A 22,723-nucleotide genomic window follows, 5' to 3' on the forward strand; every position below is an offset into this window, starting at 1 on the left:
CGTCATTGAGGACGCAGGATGATTCCCAGGTTTTTACTCGCAGCCGCCACCGCGCTTCTGCTGACGGCGTGTGCCAAGGACGCGGCCAAACCCGAAGCCCCCGAGGCTGAGGCAGACACCGCCGCCGTCGAGCTGCATTTCCACGCCATCGCCGGGCTCAACCCCGGTGCCAATGGCCAGGCAGCCCCGGTACGGGTGCGGATTTTCGAACTGAAAAACGCCGCCACCTTCAGCCGTTCCGACTACTTCGCCTTGGCCGATCGCGCCCAGTCGACCCTCGGCCTCGACCTGCTCGACCAGGACGAAGTGGTGATCCAGCCCGGCCAGCAATTGAGCATCCAGCGCGACCTCGACCCGTCCACCCGCCAGATTGGCCTGCTGGTGGGCTATCGCGAACTGGATCGCGCCGTGTGGCGCACCGTGCTTAACGTGCCGGCGCGCCAATACACCGAATACCAGATCAGCCTCGATGTGCATGCCGTGCGTGCCGACGTCGTGGTTCCCCCATCCAGCCCTGCTCAATAAGAATCGGAGCCCCCATGTCCTGGAACAATCGCGTGGTCTGGTCGGAAGGCATGTTCATCGGAACGCAGCACTTCCAGCAGCATGACCGTTACCTGGAAAACCTGATCGATGCGCGCAGCCGCCCGTTGTCGGCAGGGGCCTGGGGCTTCTCCGAATTGTTGATCGACCAGGGCCTGTTGGCCCAGGGCAAGCTGGCGATTGTCTCGGCGCGCGGTTTGTTGCCCGACGGCACGCCGTTCAATATTCCCCAGGACGACCTGGCGCCGAGCCCGTTGAACATCGACGACCACCTGCGTGATGGCCTGGTCTACCTGGCGCTGCCCCTCAAGCGTGCCGGCGCCCGCGACACCGTCGACGAAGGCGAAGCCCTGGAAGCGGCGCGCTATGTCAGCCAGGTGCGCGAAGTGCGCGACGACAACGCCCCCTTTGAAAACCGTGCGCCGGTGGCGGTCGGTTCTCGTGCCCTGCGGCTGTTGACCGCCCAGGATGGCATCAGCGATTACGCGGCCATCGGCCTGGTGCGCATCAAGGAAAAACGCGCCGACCGCGCCCTGGTGCTGGACGAGAGCTACATCCCGCCGGTACTCGACGTGGCCGCCAGCAAACCGCTGACCGCGTTTCGCAGCGAACTGCTGGGCCTGCTGCACCAGCGCGGCGAGGCGTTGGCCGGGCGCGTAGTGGCCTCGGGCGCTGGTGGCGCTTCGGAAATCGCCGACTTCATGCTGCTGCAACTGGTCAACCGCGCCCAGCCGCTGATCCAGCACCTGAGCCAGTTGAGCCCGCTGCACCCGGAGCGTTTCTTCAGTGAGCTGGTGAGCCTGGCCGGCGAGTTCTCGACCTTCTCCACCACTGGCCGCCGCCCCCAGGAATACCCGCAATACCAACATGACGACCTGGCCCTGAGCTTCACCCCGGTGATGCAGGCCCTGCGTGAAGCACTGTCGATGCTGATCGACAGCAAGGCCACGCCGATCCCGATTGTCGAGAAAGCCTACGGCGTGCACGTGGCGATGCTGGCCGACAAAACCTTGATCGACAGCGCCAGTTTCATCTTGGTGGTGCGTGCCGATGTGCCGGGCGAAACTCTGCGCGCGCGTTTCGGCCAGCAAAGCAAAGTCGGCTCGGTGGAACACATCCGCGACCTGGTCAACCTGCAACTGCCGGGCATCGGCCTGCTGCCGCTGCCGGTGGCGCCACGGCAGATTCCGTACCACGCAGGCAGCACCTATTACGAGTTGGACCGGGGCAGCGAGCACTGGCAGCAACTGAGTAATTCCGGCGGTTTTGCGTTCCACATCGCCGGCCAGTTCCCGGGGTTGAACCTGGCTTTCTGGGCCATCCGAGGATAATCAGCGATGCATCCCAATGATGATGACCGCACCCAGTTCATGCCGCGCCCGGGTGGCCGCGCACCGGAGCCTGTTCGTGCAGAGCCGGCGCCGCTGTCGATGCCCGCTGCGCCGATCCTGACCGGCAAGGCCCAGGGCCTGAACCCGCTGGAAAGCGCCGCCGGCCCGTTGCTGTCGCTGCTGACGCGCTTGCGCAACACGATTTCGCACCCGGCGCCGTCGAGCCTGCGCGCACAATTGCTGGCCTACCTGCGCCAGTTTGAAGAGCGTGCCGAGGCTGCCGGCGTGGCCCGCAATGACGTGCTGCTGGCGCGTTACGCGCTGTGCACCGCCCTCGATGAAGCTGTGCTGAGTACGCCGTGGGGCAGTGCCAGTGACTGGGGCAAGCAGAGCTTGCTGATCACCGTGCACAACGAAGCCTGGGGTGGCGAAAAGGTCTTCCAGTTGCTGGATCACTGCCTGCAAAGCCCGCGGGAGCGCCTGTACCTGCTGGAACTGCTGTACCTGTGCCTGTGCCTGGGTTTCGAAGGTCGCTACCGCGTGATGAACGACGGCCGTAGCCAGCTGGAAGCCTTGCGCGAGCGTACCGCGGCGGCGATTCGCAGTGCCCGTGGCGAACATGAGCGCGAGCTGTCGCCCCATTGGCGCGGCGTAACCGTGGCCCGTGATCGCCTGGCGCAGTTCATGCCGCCGTGGATCGCCGTGGCCATCGGCGTGGCATTGTTGCTGGCGTTGCTGTTCGGATTGCGGATGAAACTGGCGTCGGATGCCGAGCCGGTGTTCAAGAATATTCATGCCCTGGGCGAGATCCCGGTGCAGGCCATCGACCGTCCGGTCGCACAGCCGAAAATCATCGAGCGGCCACGCCTGGCGGGCTTCCTGGTGGAAGACATCAAGGCCGGTCGCGTGGCGGTGGAAGATGCTGTCGACCGCTCCGTGGTGACCATCCGTGGCGATGAACTGTTCGCCTCGGCCAGCTCCAGCATCGTCGATGACTTCCAGCCACTGATGCTGCGCATTGCCGACGCCATCCGCAAGGTCAAGGGCCAGGTGCGGGTCACCGGCCACAGCGATAACCGCCCGATTGCGACCCTGCGGTTCCCGTCCAACTGGGCGCTGTCCGAGGCGCGGGCCAAGTCGGTGCTGGAGATTCTCGCGGCCAAGACCGGCCAGGCGGAACGCTTCAGTGCCGAGGGCCGTAGCGACACCGAGCCGGTGGCGACCAACGCCACTGCTGAAGGCCGTGCGCGCAATCGCCGGGTAGAAATCACCGTATTGGCGGAGGGGGTCGAGTGAAGGCGTTTTTCAGTTTTGTGATTCGCTGGGTGATCCCGTTGCTGGGCCTGATCGCCTTGAGCCTGATCATCTGGTTCGTGGGGCCGTTGCTCGATGTGCTGGTGCCGGAAGGACGCCGCTGGGCGCTGATCATCCTGGTGTTCGCGGTGTGGATTGCCTACCGCGTGTTCCGGATTATCCAGGCCCGTCGCCAGGCCGCCGAAGTGATGCGCAGCCTCGCCGCGGAAACCCCGCCAGACCCGGCCAGCGTCGCCACCGCCGAAGAGCTGGCGACCCTGCGCCAGCGCATGGACGAAGCCCTGGCCCTGTTGAAAAAGGCCAAGCTGGGCGGTGACGAGCGCCGCAACCTGTATGAGCTGCCGTGGTACGTGATCATCGGCCCGCCGGGTTCGGGCAAGACCACCGCGCTGGTCAATTCCGGGCTGCACTTTCCCTTGGCCGCGCAGTTGGGTGCCGGTGCTGTGCGGGGCGTGGGCGGTACGCGCAATTGCGATTGGTGGTTTACCGACCAAGCCGTATTGCTCGACACCGCCGGCCGCTACACCACCCAGGACAGCAACTCCACGGTGGATAAAGCCGCTTGGCTGGGCTTCCTCGACCTGCTGAAAAAGCAGCGTTCCCGGCGCCCGATTGATGGTGCGTTTATCGCCATCAGCCTCTCGGACCTGCTGCTGGGCAGCGACGCCGAGCGTGCCGCCCATGCCGCCGCGATCCGCCTGCGTATCCAGGAGCTGTACACCCAACTGGGCGTGCGCTTCCCGATCTATCTGATGCTGACCAAGCTCGACTTGGTGCCGGGCTTCATGGAGTTCTTCGACAACCTGAGCAAGGAAGAGCGCGCCCAGGTGTGGGGCATGACCTTCGCCCTCGACGACGGCAAGAACAGCGACAGCCCGCTGGCCCATTTGCAAAGCGAATTCGCCGGTCTGGAGCAGCGCCTCAACGAGCGCCTGGTGGAACGCCTGCAACAGGAACGCGACCCGGCGCGGCGCGACCTGATCTACGGCTTCCCGCAGCAGTTCGGCGCGTTGAAGGATTGCCTGCAAGGCTTCCTCGAAGGCGTGTTCAAACCCAACGCCTTTGAAGAGCGGGTTTTGCTGCGCGGCGTGTACTTCACCAGCGGCACCCAGGAGGGCAGCCCGATTGACCGCTTGATCGGCGCCATGGCCCAGAGCATGAACCTGGACCGCCAGCACCTGGCGCGTCAGACCGGCACCGGGCGTAGCTACTTCATCGAAAAACTGTTCACCGCCGTGGCGTTTGCCGAGCGTGGCCTGGTGGGCGTCAATCCGAAGGTCGAGCGCCGTCGCAAGTGGATTGCCCGTGGCGTGTTGGCCGCAACCGTGGCGTTGGTGCTGGTGGTCAGTACCCTGTGGTGGGTGAGTTATCGCGCCAACCAGGCCTACATCGCCCAGGTTGACCAGAAGGTCGCACCGCTGGGCCAGACCGTGCAGAACCTGAGCCCGGCGCAGCGCGAAGTACTGGCGGTGCTGCCGCTGCTCAACGCCGTGAAGAACCTGGCGGGTGACTCGCCGAGCTGGTCCGAAGGGTTAGGCCTGTATCAGGGCGACATGCTCGAAGCCGAATCCGCCAGCGTCTACCGCAAGCTGTTGATCGCCGTGTTCGCGCCCCGTTTGGTGACGCGCATCGAAGAGCAACTGCACGGCGGCGGCAATTCCGACTTCCTCTACGAAGGCTTGAAGGCCTACCTGATGCTCGCCGACAGCGAGCATTACGACCCGGACTTCATCAAGGCCTGGATCGCCCTGGACTGGGACCGCAACCTGCCACGGGACCTGCCGGCGGATCAGCGCCAGGCATTGATCGGACACTTGCAGGCCTTGTTCGAGCGGCACCCACCCAGCGCCCGGCTGGACCCGCGCTTGATTGACGATCTGCGCCGGCAACTGCAGCAACTGCCGGTGGCCCAGCGCGTCTACGACCGGATCAAGCGCCAGAAACTGCCGGAAGGCGTGCCGGACTTTCGCATCAACGAAGCGGCGGGCCGTGATGCCGCGCTGGTGTTCAGTCGCAAAAGTGGCAAGCCGTTGGGTGAGCCGTTGAGCGGCTTCTTCACCGCCAAGGGTTATCGCCAGGGCTTTCTGCTGACCAGCCTGAACCAGACCGGCACCCTCGCTGAAGAGCAATGGGTGCTGGGCCGCGAGCCGGCGGATCAACAGAACGTGGTCAGCCTCGCAGCCGACGTGCGCCGCCTGTACTTCCAGGACTATCAACGCCAGTGGGACGCCTTGCTGGCTGACATCGACTTTGTGCCGATTACCAGCGTGGCCCAGGCGGCCGACGTTTTGCGGGTGATTTCCGGGCCGACCTCGCCGCTGAAGAAGCTGCTGGTGGCGGTCTCCAAGGAGACAGACCTGCAGGCGGAAGAACGCCTGCTGGCCGCCAAGGGCGCACCGGTGGAAGGTGGCGTGGACAAGCTCAAGGAACGCCTCGGCGGCTTGCTCGGCCAGGACCAACCAACTGCAAATGCACCAGCGGCCAGTGAAGATCCGGTGACGGCGCACTTCGCCGAACTCAATAGCATCGTCAGCAAGAACGAAGGCGAACCAGCGGCAATTGATGGCCTGCTGGCGGACATGAATGCGCTGTATGTGCAGGTCAGCGCCATGGTCGGCGCCAGTGGCGATGCATTACTCGGCGAAGCGAAAAACCAGGCGGCGGCTGCGGCCACGCGGGTCAGCTTGAATGCCGAACGCCAGCCGCCGCTGGTGCAGGGCATGGTCAAGTCGGTGGTCAACTCCACCACCAACAGCATGATGGGCGGGGTGCGTAACCAGCTGAATGCGGCGTGGGTCAGCGAAGTGGTGAACGTGTACCGCCAGTCCCTGGCCGGGCGCTATCCGATGTCGCCCGGCAGTGCGCGGGACGCGACTCTGGATGATTTCGGGCAGTTCTTTGGGGTGGGCGGGGTGATGGACAATTACTTCCGCAAGTACCTGCAACCTTACGTCGACACCTCCACCCAAACCTGGCGCTGGCAGCCGGGCGCGGCGCAGAAACTCGGCATCGCGCCGGGCGTGCTGCAAACCTTCCAGCGCGCGGCGACCATTCGTGACGCGTTTTTCCGCGCCGGTGGCACCCAGCCGATCGTGCGCTTTGAACTCAAGCCGGTGGCGATGGACGCGACCATCACCCAGTTCCTGTTGGACCTGGACGGCCAGCAACTGAGCTACGACCACGGCCCGAGCCGCCCGGTTGCGATGCAGTGGCCGAATCCCGGCAGCATTGGTGTGGTGCGCATTTCCATCATGCCGCCGTCAGCCAGCGGACGCTCCGGCGTGACGCTGGACGGCCCGTGGGCGTGGTTCCGGTTGCTGGAGCAATCGGACCTGACCGCCGGTAATTCACCGGACCGTTTCAACCTGCGCCTGCGGGTCGACGGCGCGAGCATCTCCTACGAGTTGCGGGCCAACAGCGCCTTCAACCCGTTCAAGAGTCGCGTGCTTAACGGCTTCAGCCTGCCGGAGCGTCTATGACCACGCTGGGTTTCTACGGCAAATTGGCGTGCCGCGGCGACTTTGTCAGCCGTGCGCTGCCCCAGAGTTTTATCGGTCCTTGGGACCGCTGGCTGGCGTCCGGATTGCTCGCCAGCCAGACCCGCCTGGGGGCTGACTGGTTGAACGCTTACCTGGTCAGCCCGCTGTGGCGCTTTGTGTTGGCACCGGGTGTGTGCGGGCCGGACGCGGCGGTGGGCGTGGTGATGCCGAGCATCGACCGGGTAGGGCGCTATTTCCCGCTGACCGTGGCTGCGCTGTTGGATCACGACAGCGATCCGGCCTCCGTCGTCAGCGGCCCGGACGCTTGGTTTGAACAGGTGGAAGAACTGCTGCTGAGCACGCTGGATGCCGGTGCCACCTTCGAAGGTTTCAGCGACGGGATCGAATCCCTCGGCGCTCCAGCCTGCCAACCACGCACCTTGGGTAGCCGCTTTGCCGGCCTGCAACGCGTCGCTGCCACAGACCCGCAAGCGCGAATGACTGCGCTTGCCGAACAGGCCTGCGAAGGTGCAAGCCTGTGGTGGGGCCGTGGTTCGCAACAGATTTCCCCCGGTTTATTGCGGTGTCAGGGCCTGCCTGCCGCCGACGATTTTGCGCAATTTTTGCTTGGCCAAGAAGGTGTTGTGTAGATGCGGTCCACGTTCAAATCCGCCAGCAAAAGCCACGTCGGCATGGTTCGCCAAGTCAATGAAGACGCCTGTCTCGACCTGCCGGAAAACGGCCTGTGGGTGGTGGCCGACGGCATGGGCGGGCACGCAGCAGGGGATTACGTCAGCAGCCTGATTGTCGACAGCTTGCGCAGCATTCCTGTGGGCCGTTCCCTTGAGGAATACACGGCGGCGTTGCGCAGCGACCTGCTGCGAGTCAACGGCGCGGTGCGCGAAGAAACCGCCCACCGTGGCGTGACGATGATGGGCAGCACCGTGGTGTTGCTCGCCACTCGCGGCTTGCGCGGCGTGTGCTTGTGGGCCGGCGACAGCCGACTGTATCGCCTGCGGGACGGCGTGCTGGAAGGCATTTCCCGCGACCACAGCTACGTGCAGGACTTGCAGGACAGCGGCCTGCTCAGTGAAGCCGATGCCCGAGTGCATCCACGGGCGAATATCGTCACCCGTGCGATTGGCGTGGAAGCGCAGTTGGCGTTGTCGTCGGTCGACCTGTTGATCGCCCCAGGCGACAGTTACCTGTTGTGCAGCGACGGCCTGAACAAGACCGTCGAAGACCACGAGATTCGCGAAGTGTTGAGCCATGCCGAGCCCGACGAAATCGTCCGCAGCCTGGTGCACCTGGGGCTCAATCGCGGCGCGCCGGACAACATCACCGCCATCGTTGTGAAGGTGTCGACATGAACATCGTCATTCCCGGCTACGACATCGAAGGCGAAATTGGCGTTGGCGCCATGGCCAGCGTGTACCTGGCGACCCAGCGTTCCCTGGAGCGCAAGGTGGCGCTGAAGATCATGGCAGCGGCGCTGGCGGCCGACCCGAGCTTCTGCGAACGCTTCCTGCGCGAAGGCAAGACCCTGGCGCGCCTGTCCCACCCGCACACCGTGACCATCCATGACATCGGCAATGTCGGTGAGCTGTATTACATGGCCATGGAATACCTGCCCAATGGCACGCTCAAGGAGCGCATCGCCGCTGGCCTGACGCCGGAGCAGGGGCTGACGTATATCCGCCAGATCGCGTCGGCGCTGGGTTATGCCCACGCCCAGGGGTTGGTCCACCGTGACGTGAAGCCGGCGAACATTCTGTTCCGCGCGGATGGCACGGCGGTGTTGTCGGACTTTGGTATCGCCAAGTCCCTGGATGACCGCACGCAGTTCACCCAGGCCGGATTTGCCGTTGGCACGCCGAGCTACATGAGCCCGGAGCAGGCGCGGGGCCAGGAGATTGATGGCCGCGCCGACCTGTATGCGCTGGGCGTGGTGCTCTACGAAATCCTGGTGGGCAAGCTGCCTTACAACGGCACCGATGCGCTTTCCACCGCGCTGGCGCACCTGACTGAACCGCTGCCGGAGTTGCCGGTGCACCATGGGCGTTATCAGGAGGTGCTGCGCAAGCTGCTGGCCAAAGACCCGGCGGAACGCTTCCCGGATGCGGCGGCGTTGTTGCGGGCGTTGGATCAGTTGCCGAAGGAAGAGCAGGTCGAGGCGACGTTGATTCGGCCTCTGCCGATTCCGGTGGCGGTCTCGAATGACCTGGCCGGACTCACGCCGGTCTCCATCGAAATCCCGACCGACAAACCGCAGCCGCAACCGGTGCGTCAACCGGTGGTGACGCCGACGCAACACTCCGCCGTGTCCGAACAAAACCGTGGGCCGGTGCTGGCGTTGGCAGCGGTTGCCGTGGCGGTGGCGCTGGCGATTGGGGGCGCGAGTTACTGGTGGTTGAAAGATGATGCGCCCGCCGCGCCGCCGGTTGTCGAGGCGGCCAAGACCTCCACGCCGACTGCCACGCCGCCTGCCGCGCAACCTGTGGCGGCGCAGGCCGATGGTGGCCAGCGCCCGTTACTGATGGCTGGCAAGAAAACCCTGTTCCAGCGGGTACTGAGCAAGCCCGGCGCAAAACTGTCGAGTGACGCGGGCGGCGCGGCAGGCGAAGGTTTGCCGGCGTTTTCCGTGCTTTACGTCTACCAGCGCAAGGATGTCGACGGCAGCCCATGGCTGCGGGTTGGCGCCGCCACCGACGGGCGCAGCGACGGCTGGTTGCCGGCGGCGCAAGTCAGCGACTGGAAGCAGAGCCTTGTGCTCAAGTTCACCGAGCGTTCGGGCCGGGCGCCGGTGATGTTCCTGCGCCAATCTGCGGAAGTGGAAAAGCTGCTGGCCGATCCTGCCGCAGCGAAAAACCTGCTGCTCAAGGTGCAGAAAAACAGCGAGGACAACCAGCAAGTGCTGGCCTTGGAACCGGCCGCCAGTGCTGTGCCGCAGAACCAGTTTTACCTGCTGCCGATCTTCGACTCCAAAGAGAGCTTCGACGAAAACGGCCAGCCGGTGCAGTTGCTCAACGTTGCCTCCATCGACCCGGGCAACACGCCTAATGTCATCGCCAAAGCTGTCGGCCGAACGCCAGTGACCGATGCCAGCGCAGACGCCTTCCGCACCGCCGTGGTGCTGGTGGTCGACACCACGGTGTCGATGCAGCCCTACATCGATCAGGTTCGCGACGTGGTCCACGAGCTGCAAACCCGCATCGCCGAGCGTGGCGAGCTGGACAGCGTGAGCTTCGGCCTGGTGGGTTTTCGCAACAGCATCAAGAAAACTCCGGGCCTGGAATACGTGGCCAAGACCCTGATCACCCTCGATCAGGGCCGCGACCCGCAACGCTTCCTCGACATGGCCCGGCAGGTGAAGGCGTCCACTGTGTCCAGCCATTCGTTCAACGAAGATGCGTTCGCCGGGGTGATGCAGGCGGTGGAGGGCATGGACTGGTCCGGCTACGGCGGGCGCCTGATCCTGCTGGTGACTGACGCCGGTGCGTTGCGCAAGAACGACCCGTTCGCCACCACCCAGATGAACGAAGCCGAAGTACGCCAGGCTGCATTGGGCAAGCAGATCAAGATCTACGCTTTGCACCTGCGCACCGATGCCGGCAAGAAAACCCACAGCGGCGCCGAAACCCAGTACCGCACACTCACCGCCGACGCCAACCCGCAGATCGGCGACCTGTACACGCCGGTGCCCGGTGGCGATGTGCGCAAGTTCGGCGAGCGGGTCGACGAGATCGGTACGGTGTTCGCCAACCTGGTGCATCAGGTGCGCAGTAACACGCCGCAGCCGGTGCCGCTGCTCAGTGCCGCGCCTACATTGGCGGACAAGTCTGCAGCCGTTGGCTATGCGATGCACATGGATTTCCTCGGGCGCAAAACCGCGAGCCAGGCGCCGCAACTGGTGAGCGCCTGGACTGCCGACCGCGACCTGACCAACACCGCGCTGCCGGCCTTCCAGGTGTGCGTGATGCTGACCAAATTGCAGCTCAACGATTTGCAGCAATCCTTGAAACTGATCGTCGACGCTGCGCGCAAAACCCAGACCTCACCGAAGGATTTCTTCCAGGAAATCGCCAGCGCCTCGGCCTATATGAGCCGCGATCCACAGGCCTTGAAAAAAGGCGGCAACCTGGCGGACGGCGGCATCCTTGGCGAATACCTGGAAGGCCTGCCGTATCGCAGCAAGTCGCTGAACATGACCCAGGACTTGTGGCTGTCGTTGAGCGTGGCCGAGCAGGAAGACTTTATCGACGAGCTGGATTCGAAGATCCGCCTCTACGAAACCTTCCACAATGACGTGGCGAATTGGGTCCGTTTCGGCGATGCCGAGCCGGGTGATGCGTTGTACCGCGTGCCGCTGTCGACGCTGCCGTAATGCTGAACTTGAGCGCAGTGCACAAGAGCCGGGGCGTTGGTGCCCAGCGCTACAGCCTGGTGATTCCGGGCCTGCAACTGCGTGCGGGTGAACAGTTGGCGGTGGTCGGGCCGAGTGGCTGTGGCAAGAGCACCTTGCTGGATTTGCTCGCGCTGGTATTGGCGCCGGATCAGGTCGGGCAGTTCGAGCTCAACCGTGTCGACATCGCCGGACTCTGGCGCGGCAACCAGCAAAGCGCGCTGGCGGACCTGCGCAGTCGGCACCTGGGTTATGTGCTGCAAACCGGTGGCCTGCTGGGTTTTCTCGATGTGCGCGGCAACATTGCGTTGTCGCGGCAACTCCTGGGGTTGAAGGACGATGGCAGCGTGGCGCGGCTGGCCGAGCAGTTGGAGATCACGGATCAGTTGGATAAGAAGCCGGCGGCGTTGTCCGTCGGCCAGCGTCAGCGAGTCAGCTGCGCGAGGGCACTGGCCCACGGTCCGCAGCTGTTGCTGGCGGATGAACCCACCGCTGCGCTCGACCCGTTGAACGCCGAACGGGTGATGCAGGCACTGTTGGCCCAGGCCCGGAATAGCGGCGCGTGCTGCGTGATCGCCACCCATGACGAACCCCTGGCCCGGGCCAGTGGCCTGCAGGTACGGCGCATCAGTTGCCGTCGCGACACCGACGGCGGCGTCACCGCGACCCTCGGGGAGGCCTGCTGATGCGTATCGCGCTGGTGGCTTCCCTGGCCTGGCAGGATTACCGCAACGACGCGTGGCTGTCGGTGTGTTCGGTGCTCGCGCTGGTGGCGGTGATCGCCCCGCTGCTGGTGTTATTTGGCCTGAAATATGGACTGGTTAGCAGTTTGACCGAACGTTTGGAAAACGACCCGGCCACCCGGGAAATTATTCCGTTGGGCGGTGGTCGATTCAGCAGTGAATTTGTCGAGCAACTGCGCCAGCGCAATGACGTGGCGTTTGCCTTGCCGCGCACCCGGCAGATTGCAGCGACGGCGCAGTTGGGCGCCGTGACGGTGGAGATGCTGCCGACCGCCGACAACGATCCATTGCTGGCCGGCATGCCGATGCCCAAGGGCCTGGATCAGATCGTGCTGAGCCAGACCGCCGCCGAGAAGCTCGGGGCGAAGGCCGGTGATTGGCTGGAGGCCAGTTTTGGTCGCCAAGTGGCGGGGCGGGTCGAGTCGCAGCGCACTCGGGTTCAAGTGCTGCACGTATTGCCGCTGGAAGCCTTCGCCCGGGATGGACTGTTTGCGCCCTTGGGCTTGCTGGAAGCGGCGGAAGATTATCGCGATGGCCGCGCGGTGCCGGCGTTTGGCTGGGACGGCGATGCGGTGGGTGTGAGCGAGCAGCGGGTATACCCGGCGTTCCGCTTGTATGCGCGGCGCCTGATGGATGTGGAACCGCTGCGGGTGTATTTCGCCGGACAGAATCTGCTGGTGTCGACCCAGGCCCAGACCATCGCCCAGGTGCAGTCGTTGAGCCGCAACCTGTCGATCGTGTTCTGGATCATCGCCGGGCTGGCGTTGGCGGGTGCGTTTGCCGCGATCTTTGCCGGTGCGCTGGCATCGGTTGCACGCAAGCGCCGGGAGTTGTCGGTGTTGCGGCTGTTGGGGTTTTCCACCGCTGGGCTGTTGCTGTTTGTGGTGGTGCAGGCGCTCTACAGCGCGGGGTTTGCCGCTGTATTGAGTGGCGTGTTGTATGGCCTGGCGCAGTCAGGTCTGAATCAATTATTCGTGCAGGTGCCAGGCGAGTACGCCAGTCATCTGCTGGCGCGTCATTACGGTTTGGCCTTGGCAGCTGTCCTTGGCGTCAGCGCCGTGGCGGCGGCCTGTGGCGGTTGGCGTGTGACGCGTATCCAGGCTTCTGAAGGAATCAGAGATGTATAAGTTACTGGGCGCCGCCATGGCGCTGGCCCTGTCCTGTGTGGCTTGGGCCGATGAGGCGAGCGACAAGCTGGACAACCCCAAGCCGTTGCCGGACGACGTCAGCCTGCCGCTGCCCTGCGAAGGCAACATGGTGTTCCGCTACGCCTACGTGCTGGCCCAGGGCACCCTGGATGACCGCGAGATCAGCCTCGGCTACCCGTTCAGCGAGGGCGAGGCGGGCTACCAGCAGTCGTTTATTTCCGGTTATCGCCGGGACTTTATCAACGGCCAGTTCACCCTCAAGGACCTGCCTAAGGACTGGAACAAAGTCATCGCGCCGTTGATGCCCAAGACCGACGCCAAGACCCCGCTCAAGCCGATGCTGTACTTCATCGGCAAGTACGAAGTCACCGCGCGGCAATACGCGCAGGTCATGTCCCAGGCGCAATCCCTGGCCAGCGGCGAACCCGCCCCGGCCTGTGACGTTCCCACCGGCATGGCGGCGCGCCTGCCCAAGGTCAAGCTGTCGCGTTTTGAGGCGGAACGCTTCTCGGCGGTGTACAGCGCCTGGTTGATGAAATACCACCGCGAGCTGTTGCCGGTGAGTGGTCGCGGTGCTTCGGCAGATGACGGCGGCTTGGGCTTTGTGCGCCTGCCTACCGAAGTGGAGTGGGAGTTCGCCGCACGCGGCGGCCAGGCGGTCAGCCGTCAGGACCTGGAAGGCCGGCTGTTCCCACGGCGCACCGAGGGCAGCGAAAGCGACGGCCCGCTCGCCGATTATGCGGTGTTCAACCAAGTCGCCGGTGGCACCGGCCAAGCGGCGCGGTTGATGCCCATCGGCACCAAGTTGCCCAACCCGATCGGCATGTTCGATGTGATTGGCAACGCGGCGGAAATGGTCCAGGAATCCTTCCAACTGGTGCACGCCGGGCGTCGTCAGGGCACCTATGGCGGGTTCGTGGTCAAGGGCGGCAACTACCTGGAAGGCGAGGGCACGCTGTTCACCGGCATGCGTCGCGAGTATCCGTTGTTCGCCGCCGACGGCACCGAACAAAGCAACGAGACCACCGGCTTTCGCGTGGCGATTGGCGCCTTGTCGGCGCCGCGTTCGCGCTACAAGGAGCTGTTCGCCCAGTGGCAGAAAGAAGGCCGCCTGGCCTCGCTGACCGACGCCATCGACGACGCCCAGGACCCGACCAAGCGCCTGGACAGCATCATCGCCGCCAGCGTCGACCCGCGCCTGCAAGCCGAACTCGGGCTGGTCAACGAAGAGCTCAAGCGCAACGTTTCGCTGATCGCCCAGCAGCGCGAAGAAGCGGCCGGCAACCTGATTCAGTCTGCGGCCCTGGTGGCCGAGACCATCAACAACTACAACATCCGCCTGATCAATTTGCAGAAGAGCCGCCAGCAGGCCATCGACGCCAAGGACGAAGCCAGCGCGCAGCTGTTCGCCACGGCGATCACCAATGGGCGCAGTGCGCTGGACGGCGCGGTGGCGATCTACATCGACAACCTGGCCACCGGCACGCGCTACACCGATGCGGTGATCCAGGCGCAGTTTCAACGGATCAAGGAAGAGTTGGATCGCAAGCCGGTACTGGGCAAGAGCCTGGTGACGCGTGCGACGTTATTCGTTCGCCATGTGGGCAACTACCGCAAGCAACAGCGGGCCGACCCGGCGACGATTTTGAAGGAATTGCTCGCAGCGAGCGGTCAGCGGTCTTGACCGCTGGTTGTATGGCGAGCTTGGAAGGGACTCAGGCGGCGGTGGGCCGTGCTGGGCAAGTCAAACTTAAAAGAGAACACAACGATGATTTTTTCCCGTAAGGCAGTTTCCAAGCGTCATCTGCTGTTGATTGCCGCTGGCTTCAGCACCGTGCTGACCGGTTGCGCAACGTCGCCGACCAACAAGGTCGCCTCGACCACCAAGGTCGAGTACTACCCGAACTGCTACGAGCCGGTGCAGCACCTGCGCGCTACTGATTCGGACCTGACCAAGTCAGTGGTTACCGGTGCCGCTCTGGGTGCAGCCGGTGGTGCCTTGCTGGGCGCCCTGACCGGTGACTCCGACAAGCGCGGCCGCAATGCTGCCATCGGTGCAGCGGGCGGCGCCCTGGCCGGTGGTGCTGCGGGTTACTACACCGAGCGCCAGAAGCAGATCACCGATGACAACCAGCGCATCGCCTCCTACGCCACTGACGTCAACAAGCGCGCTTCCGACATCGACCGCAGCACCGCGTACGCCAAGGCGTCCCAGCAGTGCTACCAAAGCGCATTCACCAAGCTGGTGGCTGACCGCAAGGCCAAGACCGTCAACGACGTCGAAGGCCGCAAGCGTCTGGCAGAAATCGTCTCCGGCCTGAAAGAGTCCAACGACCTGATTGTCGCGGTCAACGGCAAGGCCAGCGAAGACCTGAACAACTACACCCAGGCGTACGAGCAGGATCTGCAACAAGTGGGGGTACAACGTGCTGACGTAGTCACTGTTGCGACTGCCGATACCGCGCCGGTGGTGACGCCGACCAAAGGCAAGAAGCCGGTAAAAGTCGCGAAAAAGCCGGTACTGCCAACCGTGCCGAAAGAAGCCGTAGCCACCGAGAAAACCATCCAGACCGCCCAGACCAAGCAAGCCGAAAGCAAGCAGGTTGCCAGCGCCGGTAAAGCGCAGATCGAAGGCACTTGCCGTGATCCAAACCTGGCGGACTGGGCACCGGTTCCTTGCCCTAACGTCTAAGCAAAGTTGTTGCTATAAGCGGTAAACGCCAACCGATCTCCTGCTAAAACGGGAGATCGGTAGCGTTATTTGCACAAATCGTTAAACTGCTGCGGCCACCCAATAATTACACTGAGGCCGTGTGCATGAAATTTCGTTTTCTTCTCTGGATGCTTGGCCTGTTGATGGGCAAAGCCAGCCGCACCAACCCTGCGTTCCAGCAGCAGTTGGGTGACAAGGACCTGGCGTTCCAGCTGCAGACCCTCGACGGCAAGGTTGCCCGTCACTTCATCGTCAAAGACCAGCGCATTACCAGCCGTTCGGGTGTTCATCCCGCGCCTGCGTTCGCCATCGCCTTTAAAGACGCTGCCTACGGCTTCGCCACGATGCAGGCGAAGAACAAGCAACTGGCGTTCATGACGGGGATTCAGGACAAGTCGATCCAGATCAAGGGCAACCCGGCGCTGGTGATCTGGTTCCAGGGGTTGACCAAGTATTTGAAGCCGAAGAAAAAGCCGAAGGCTTAAGACCGAGGTGAATTCATCGCAGGCAAGCCAGCTCCCACATGTACCGCGTTTCTATAGGTAGAACTCGGTCAGTGTGGGAGCTGGCTTGCCTGCGATAGCGGTATCACAGGCGCCCGATTTATCCCTGACTGAACTGCGACGCCAACTCGCGCAACAACGTTTCCGCGTCCAGCACCTTGCTCACCACATCCTCTGCCTTGTCCCGGGCCAGCCCCAGGCGCTCCAGCAGTTCGTCCGGGATGGCTTCATCCGGCCCGGAGCCGATGCCACGGCTGCGCAACAAGCGCACGGCCAGGCACACCAGGTTCGGGTATTCCGCATATTGGCCGTCGTAGGTCGGATCGTGCTGGAAGCGCAGGGCCGTGGACAGTTCGTCCGGCATGTCCCAATAACGCATCAACCACGCACCAATCTGCTCGCGGCTGATGCCCAGCAGGTGCTGTTCGATGTAGCTGTGGCACAGGTGCGGATTGACCTCCAGGTGCCGGCAGATCAGCGAGAAATGCGGCGGGAAGACGTGGGCCAGCAACAGGTAGCCGAAGTTGTGCAGCAGGCCGGCCAGGTAGGTCAGGCCGGCTTCCGGGCGCTGGGCGCGGGGCATGGCGCGGGTCAGGCCTTCGATGACGGCGGCGGTGTAGATCGACTGGTGCCAGTACGGCGTGGCCTGTTGCGGGTGGTCCTTGGGCAGGCTCAAGGTCTTGCCCAGGGCCAGGCCCAGCGCGAGGTTGATCACCAGGTCAAAGCCCAGCACGCGAACGATGGCGTCTTCCACCGAGCGGATCTTGCCCGGCGAGGCGTAGTAGGGCGACGCAGCCCAGCTCACCACTTGGGCGGCCAGGGCCGGGTCGGTTTCGACGACGCCGGTGATGTCGTCGATGGTGGCGTTGGGATCGACCCGCAGCTTGATGATCTTTTGCGCGGTATCGGCCAGCGGTGGAATCTCGATGGTCGCTTCCAGGCGCTGCTGGATACGGCGGGCGGTGAACGCCTGCATCGCCTGGGTGATTTCCTCGCGGTCGTCGTTGGGGCGATCGAGGTTTGGCCGGATGTTGCTCAGCGGTTCGCCGAAATGCGCGGCGCTGGCCTTGGTCAGCATGCTCTTGAAGGCCTCGCTGGAAATCTCCAGCAGCAGCCCGGCTTCGCCCGAGTGCACCAGCACGGTCGGCTCGCGCAACAGGCTTTCTTCGTACAGGCACGGGGAGCTGGTCAGCGGCGGCAGGCCGGGCAGCAGGCTCAGGCTGTGCTTGCCGAGCATGCGCTCGAGGCGCTCCGGCGATACGGCCGTGAGGCGGCGGCCGGTGAGTTCGGCCAGGCGGTTGAGGTCCAGCAGTTGGTTCTGCGGAAACAGCACCATGAGTGCACCCACGGCATCATCGAGCAGCACGGCCTGAACCTTCTGTGCCGGGTTCAGGCCAGGGCGTTCGGTAACTTCCGTGTAGCTGATAGCGAGCTTTGCAAGCAGCGTCCGAATCACCGAGGGTGCGGTCGGTGGGGCTGTGGCGAGGGCAACTTCTGACATGGCCTGAATCCAATTTCCTACAGTCATTGGAGTATAACCAGCTTGATACAAGTGAGGGTCGTCTAAGTGAGTCAGCCGTCACACTTGGCCGTATTGCTGCCCATGCCTGAGCCAGCGATCCAGCAGCGGGCTGACATGTTCAGGCCAGCGCTCGATCAACGCCTGGGCGGCATCGCGCACGGCGGGCAACAGGTCGGCATCGCGCATCAGGTCGGCCACCTTGAATTGCAGCAGGCCGGTCTGGCGGGTGCCAAGCATTTCGCCTGGGCCGCGCAGTTCGAGGTCTTTTTCGGCGATCACGAAACCGTCGTTGGTCTCACGCATGATGCCCAGGCGCTGGCGGCCAATCTGCGACAGCGGCGGGTGGTACAGCAGCACACAATGGCTGGCAGCGCTGCCCCGGCCGACGCGGCCACGTAATTGGTGCAGTTGCGCCAGGCCCAGGCGCTCGGGGTTCTCGATGATCATCAGGCTGGCGTTGGGGACGTCCACGCCGACTTCGATCACCGTGGTCGCCACCAGCAATTGCAGGTTGCCGGCCTTGAACTCGGCCATCACCGCGGCCTTTTCCACCGGCTTCATGCGGCCGTGGATCAGCCCGACCTTGAGTTCGCCCAGGGCACTGGTGAGGTCTTCATAGGTGGTTTCGGCGGCCTGGCAAGTCAGCTCTTCCGACTCTTCGATCAGCGTGCACACCCAATACGCCTGGCGCCCTTCGGCACAGGCACCGCGCACCCGTTCGATCACTTCGACCCGGCGGGTATCGGTGACCAGCACCGTGTTGACTGGCGTTCGGCCCGGCGGCAGTTCGTCGAGGATTGACGTGTCGAGGTCGGCGTACGCGCTCATGGCCAGGGTGCGCGGGATCGGCGTGGCAGTCATGATCAACTGGTGCGGGCTCATGCGGCCGCCCACGCCTTTCTGGCGCAAGGCCAGGCGCTGCTGCACGCCGAAGCGGTGTTGTTCGTCGATGATCACCAGCGCCAGGTTCTTGAACTTCACTTCGTCCTGGAACAGCGCGTGGGTGCCCACCACCATCGGGGCGCCAGCGGCGATCTGTTCCAGGGCGGCTACACGGTTTTTACCCTTGAGCTTGCCGGCCAGCCACGCGACTTCCAGGCCCAGTGGTTCGAGCCAGCGCTTGAACGTGATGAAGTGCTGTTCGGCGAGAATCTCGGTGGGCGCCATCAGCGCCACTTGATAACCGGCTTCGAGGGCCTGCAAGGCGGCGAGGGCGGCGACCACGGTTTTACCCGCGCCCACGTCGCCCTGGATCAGCCGCAGCATGGGTTCTTTCTGGCTCAGGTCGTAGGCGATTTCATTGCCGACCCGTTGCTGGGCGCCGGTTGGTGCAAACCCCAGGTTGGCCAGGTATTGCGCGGGCAGGCGTGTAGCCTTGGGCATTGCCGGTGCGCGCAGGGAGCGCATGCTTTCGCGCAGGCGTTGCTGGGAGAGTTGGTGGGTCAGCAGTTCTTCAAACGCCAGGCGATGCTGGGCCCAGTGATGACCGAGGGCCAGTTCGTCGACATCGGCGTCGGCAGGTGGGTGATGCAGGTAGCGGATCGCATCATCCAGTGGTGCCAATTGATAGTCGCGCGCCAGTTCCTGAGGCAGCCAGTCGGGCAGGCTTTTTGGCCCGAGCATCGTCAGGGTTTGCATGCACAACTGGCGCAGGCGCTGTTGGGTCAGGCCTTCGGTGAGCGGGTAGATCGGTGTGAGGGTGGTGTCCACCGGTGGCGGTTCGTCGCCGGTAATGGCGCGGTATTCCGGGTGGTAGATTTCCAGCCCCGAGGCGCCGGGCCGGGCTTCGCCGTAGCAACGCACGCGGGTGCCACGCTTGAGGCCTTCCTTCTGGGCGTTGCTGAAGTGGTAGAAGCGCAGGCTCAGGCCGCCGGTGCCGTCTTGCAGGCGCACGACCAAACTGCGGCGCTTGCCCATCACCACGTCGGCGCCGCTGACGGTGCCTTCAACCACCGCGTCCTGCCCCGGGCGCAACTGGCCGATGGGCACCACGCGGGTGCGGTCCTGGTAACGCAGGGGCAGGTGGAACAACACGTCCTGGAGATTTTCCAGGCCGACCTTGGCCAATTTCTCGGCCATGGCCTCCCCGACACCCTTGAGTGCCGTCACCGACACCTGCGACAGCTCAGTCATACCGTTACTTAGCTCGCAGCAGGCGGTTTGGCCACCGAACACAGGCGGATCGAGTCGGCGAGGATTTCAATCGCTTTCGGGCGCGGGAAGCTGGCGCGCCAGGCAATTGCCACGGTGCGGAATGGCACCGGCGGCGTCAGTGGGCGTACGGCAATCACGCCGGGGGCGTAGTGATGGCTGTCCACCGCCGACAACGGCAGGATCGAAATGCCCAGGCCGGACGCGACCATATGGCGAATGGTTTCCAGGGAACTGGACTCCACGGTGGTGTGCTTGGCGCCGTCGTTGCCTTTGGTCAGGGTCGGGCAGGCTTCCAGCACCTGGTCGCGGAAGCAATGGCCTTCGCCCAACAACAGCAGGCTCTTGTCGTTGAGCAGGGCGGCGTCGATGGTTTCTTTTTGCGTCCACGGGTGGGACGCCGGCATCAGCACGTAGAACGGCTCATCGTAGAGCGGCAGGGTCAGCACGTCTGCCTCGTTGAACGGCAGGGCGATGATGATCGCGTCCAGCTCGCCGTTGCGCAGTTTGTCGCGCAGCACGTGGGTGAAGTTTTCTTCGATATACAGCGGCATCTGCGGCGCGACGCGGTGCAGTTGCGGAATCAAGTGCGGGAACAGGTACGGGCCGACGGTGTAGATGGCGCCGACTTTCAGCGGGGCGGTTAGCTGGTTTTTACCGGCCTGGGCCAGCTCGCGAATGCTTTGGGCCTGTTCCAGAACCTTCTGGGCCTGGGCAACGATGCCTTCGCCGACGGGCGTTAGGCGCACGGCGCTTTTGCTGCGCTCGAAAATCAGCACACCGAGTTCGTCTTCAAGCTTCTTCACACCCACCGACAGCGTCGGCTGGCTGACGTGGCAACGCTCGGCCGCGTGGCCGAAGTGCTGCTCTTGGGCGAGGGTAACGATGTAGCGTAATTCTGTAAGAGTCATAGCGGGCGTCCATGAGGTTGCGGGCCAAGCATACCGGCTGCAATCGATAGACGCACGTTATCAGACAGCATGGGGTTTACGACACCTGGTAATCAGGTATCGCATTCATGCTTTCAGCTTTGCGGGTATTTGAAGGTGAAGGTTTTGGTGAAGGGCCCCCACCATTCCGGTACGCCGGTTTCCTTGTCCACATGGTGGAAGAAGCCTTTGATTTGCGGGCTTTCATAGCGCAGCACCACGGTGTAGGTGCCGGGGCCGTCCATTTTCACGTTGTTGGCGTAGTGAGCGCCGTCTTTGGCCACCATCGGCAGCAGCGTGCCGATTTCCTTGTAGTCGGGCGAGCCTTGCTTGACCAGCGAGTAGGTGATGGTCAGGTAGGGCACCCATTCACCATTGGACAGGCCGTACTTGTTGTCGGCGGTGGCGTGCACGTCCGTTTCAAGGTGCACCGAGTCCTTGCTCATCACCATGCCCGGCGGCATCGGGGCCATTTCGATGCCCACCAGATACGAGGAGGCGATTTCCATGTCGTTGACTTGGACGGGCCCGCCAATCGGGTATTCGCGGGCTTGGACCAGGGCGGAAGCGGCCAGGGCACTTGCAAGTACCAGTGCGGTGGCCAAGGGGTTGCGCAGGTGTTTCATGGTGGGGCTCCTCGGGGACGTTAACGTGATTGCGTCGGGCGTGAATGCATCAAGCGGTTACCGAGCACCAGGAGCGCGAGGGTGACGGACCAGGCGACCAACTGGACCCCCAGCGGCCGGTCGGTGTAGCCCACCAGCGCGGTCAGTGCCCGGCCGGTAAGGCTGGCTTCGGAGACCAGCCAGGAGGTGTCCCAGAGCTGGTAGCCCCAGGCGGGAATCAGGTCGATACCGGCAAGGATCGCAGCGGCCCGGCCGGCCATGCCGGCGGCGAGCAAGGCGATCATCCAGCCGGTAATCGAGAACAGACGCTTGAGGCTGATGGCGACCAGGCCGCGATACATCAGCCAAGACAACGCGGCCCCGGCGGCGATGCCGAGCACGCCGCCTGCCAGCATCGAGAGCGGGTCTGCCTGGCTCGACGCGGCGATGCCGTAAAGGAACAGCACGATTTCCGAGCCTTCGCGCAGCACGGCCACGGTGATGACCACGGCCAGGGCCCAGAGGGATTTTTCGCCAGTGAGTACCGCATTGCCGGCGCTGCGCAGTTGGGTCGCCAGCTCGCGTCCGTGACTGGCCATCCACAGGTTGTGCCAGCCCAGCATCACCACGGCGACCACCAGAATGGCCGCGTTGAAGATTTCCTGGCCGAAGCCTTGCAGCGCCTGGGTGATTGCGCCGGTAAACAGCGCCAAGATGCCGGCACCGAGTACGCCGGCCGCAATCCCTCCACCGATAAACAGGCCACGCCGAGCCAGACCTTGGGTGGCGGCCATCACGATGCCCACCACAATCCCGGCTTCCAGCACTTCTCGAAACACGATCAACAGACAGGCCAGCATGGCTTACTCCTTGGCCGCGACAGCAGTGACCGTGCCTTTGGCCTGGTCCGGGTGGTAGTCATCGAAGAAGGTGTAGGTGCCGGGATGCAGCGGGCCGGCAAACACCGTGACGGTGTTGCCGGGGACGATGATTTTTTCGAATTTCATGTCGTAGCTTTCGAACTCATCGACGCTTTCGTCGTGGCTGGTGAGTTGAATGCGGAAACGCTCACCGGCCGGCACCTCGAACGTCGAGGGACTGAAGGTGTGGTTTTGAATGACCAGGGTGACCAGCTGATCTGCCTGCGCTGCGACGGGAAAAACCAGTAGGAGGAGAGCCAGCCGGGCAAGGTTGGGCATGCCGAATGTCCGCTAATGAGAACGATTCGCGGATAATTGGCTTTGTCTTTAAATGTTACAAGTGAAGATCGTGTTAGGTGCCAGCTTGTTCAAGCCTGGTTCAGGTTGCGGGATGTGCGGGGGAGTGAGCAGCAACCGTAG

18 protein-coding genes are annotated in these 22,723 nt (G+C 63.8%); 12 read left to right on the forward strand and 6 right to left on the reverse strand.

What is annotated here, in order from left to right:
- Window positions 1–18 precede the first annotated feature (18 nt).
- The 12 genes from tssJ to BLU46_RS16920 all read left to right on the forward strand — a co-directional run bounded on the left by tssJ (window position 19) and on the right by BLU46_RS16920 (window position 16,158).
- Window positions 19–525: a type VI secretion system lipoprotein TssJ gene (gene tssJ / locus BLU46_RS16865; protein ID WP_063033831.1), complete on the forward strand. Its 507-nt coding sequence runs from the start codon at window positions 19–21 to the stop codon at window positions 523–525.
- A 14-nt stretch (window positions 526–539) separates the two neighbouring features.
- Window positions 540–1,874, forward strand: a complete 1,335-nt coding sequence (gene tssK, locus BLU46_RS16870) for a type VI secretion system baseplate subunit TssK (RefSeq protein ID WP_093203643.1) — start codon at window positions 540–542, stop codon at window positions 1,872–1,874.
- 6 nt (window positions 1,875–1,880) lie between these two features.
- Window positions 1,881–3,170, forward strand: coding sequence for a DotU family type VI secretion system protein (locus BLU46_RS16875; RefSeq protein WP_063033833.1), 1,290 nt, complete (start codon window positions 1,881–1,883; stop codon window positions 3,168–3,170).
- Window positions 3,167–6,667, forward strand: coding sequence for a type VI secretion system membrane subunit TssM (gene tssM, locus BLU46_RS16880; protein ID WP_093203647.1), 3,501 nt, complete (start codon window positions 3,167–3,169; stop codon window positions 6,665–6,667). The genes BLU46_RS16875 and tssM overlap by 4 nt, the downstream gene beginning before the upstream one ends.
- Window positions 6,664–7,317, forward strand: a complete 654-nt coding sequence (gene tagF, locus BLU46_RS16885) for a type VI secretion system-associated protein TagF (protein WP_093203651.1) — start codon at window positions 6,664–6,666, stop codon at window positions 7,315–7,317. The genes tssM and tagF overlap by 4 nt, the downstream gene beginning before the upstream one ends.
- Complete coding sequence (locus tag BLU46_RS16890) at window positions 7,318–8,037, forward strand: PP2C family protein-serine/threonine phosphatase (RefSeq protein ID WP_008439456.1); 720 nt, start codon at window positions 7,318–7,320, stop codon at window positions 8,035–8,037.
- Window positions 8,034–11,051 carry a serine/threonine-protein kinase gene (locus BLU46_RS16895; protein WP_093203655.1) on the forward strand — a complete coding sequence of 1,006 codons (3,018 nt, stop codon included), beginning with the start codon at window positions 8,034–8,036 and terminating at the stop codon, window positions 11,049–11,051. Before BLU46_RS16890 ends, BLU46_RS16895 begins: the two co-directional genes overlap by 4 nt.
- Complete coding sequence (locus BLU46_RS16900) at window positions 11,051–11,755, forward strand: ABC transporter ATP-binding protein (protein ID WP_093203659.1); 705 nt, start codon at window positions 11,051–11,053, stop codon at window positions 11,753–11,755. The genes BLU46_RS16895 and BLU46_RS16900 overlap by 1 nt, the downstream gene beginning before the upstream one ends.
- Window positions 11,755–12,939, forward strand: coding sequence for an ABC transporter permease family protein (locus BLU46_RS16905; protein WP_093203662.1), 1,185 nt, complete (start codon window positions 11,755–11,757; stop codon window positions 12,937–12,939). Before BLU46_RS16900 ends, BLU46_RS16905 begins: the two co-directional genes overlap by 1 nt.
- Window positions 12,932–14,644: a formylglycine-generating enzyme family protein gene (locus BLU46_RS16910; RefSeq protein WP_093203665.1), complete on the forward strand. Its 1,713-nt coding sequence runs from the start codon at window positions 12,932–12,934 to the stop codon at window positions 14,642–14,644. Before BLU46_RS16905 ends, BLU46_RS16910 begins: the two co-directional genes overlap by 8 nt.
- Before the next feature lie 84 nt (window positions 14,645–14,728).
- Window positions 14,729–15,652 carry a type VI secretion system-associated lipoprotein TagQ gene (gene tagQ / locus BLU46_RS16915; protein ID WP_093203668.1) on the forward strand — a complete coding sequence of 308 codons (924 nt, stop codon included), beginning with the start codon at window positions 14,729–14,731 and terminating at the stop codon, window positions 15,650–15,652.
- Window positions 15,653–15,777: 125 nt separating this feature from the next.
- Window positions 15,778–16,158 carry a hypothetical protein gene (locus tag BLU46_RS16920; protein WP_010168229.1) on the forward strand — a complete coding sequence of 127 codons (381 nt, stop codon included), beginning with the start codon at window positions 15,778–15,780 and terminating at the stop codon, window positions 16,156–16,158.
- Window positions 16,159–16,276: 118 nt separating this feature from the next.
- On the opposite strand, the gene BLU46_RS16925 is transcribed toward BLU46_RS16920, so the two are convergent.
- From BLU46_RS16925 to BLU46_RS16950, 6 genes are all read right to left on the reverse strand, one after another.
- Window positions 16,277–17,677, reverse strand: coding sequence for an aminoacyl-tRNA deacylase and HDOD domain-containing protein (locus BLU46_RS16925; protein ID WP_093203672.1), 1,401 nt, complete (start codon window positions 17,675–17,677; stop codon window positions 16,277–16,279).
- Between the two features lie 78 nt (window positions 17,678–17,755).
- The gene (recG, locus tag BLU46_RS16930; RefSeq protein WP_017476717.1) at window positions 17,756–19,831 is read right to left on the reverse strand and encodes an ATP-dependent DNA helicase RecG; all 2,076 of its coding nucleotides are present in this window, start codon (window positions 19,829–19,831) and stop codon (window positions 17,756–17,758) included.
- A gap of 8 nt (window positions 19,832–19,839) precedes the next feature.
- A complete protein-coding gene (locus BLU46_RS16935; RefSeq protein WP_017476716.1) occupies window positions 19,840–20,760 on the reverse strand; it encodes a hydrogen peroxide-inducible genes activator in 921 nt (306 codons plus the stop codon).
- 113 nt (window positions 20,761–20,873) lie between these two features.
- A complete protein-coding gene (locus BLU46_RS16940) occupies window positions 20,874–21,404 on the reverse strand; it encodes an iron transporter (protein WP_063033841.1) in 531 nt (176 codons plus the stop codon).
- A 20-nt stretch (window positions 21,405–21,424) separates the two neighbouring features.
- Window positions 21,425–22,243, reverse strand: coding sequence for an FTR1 family iron permease (locus tag BLU46_RS16945; RefSeq protein WP_093203675.1), 819 nt, complete (start codon window positions 22,241–22,243; stop codon window positions 21,425–21,427).
- Between the two features lie 3 nt (window positions 22,244–22,246).
- Window positions 22,247–22,582, reverse strand: coding sequence for a cupredoxin domain-containing protein (locus BLU46_RS16950; RefSeq protein WP_017476713.1), 336 nt, complete (start codon window positions 22,580–22,582; stop codon window positions 22,247–22,249).
- Window positions 22,583–22,723: the final 141 nt, after the last annotated feature.

This window comes from Pseudomonas yamanorum (genome assembly GCF_900105735.1).
Classification (GTDB): Bacteria; Pseudomonadota; Gammaproteobacteria; order Pseudomonadales; family Pseudomonadaceae; genus Aquipseudomonas; species Aquipseudomonas yamanorum.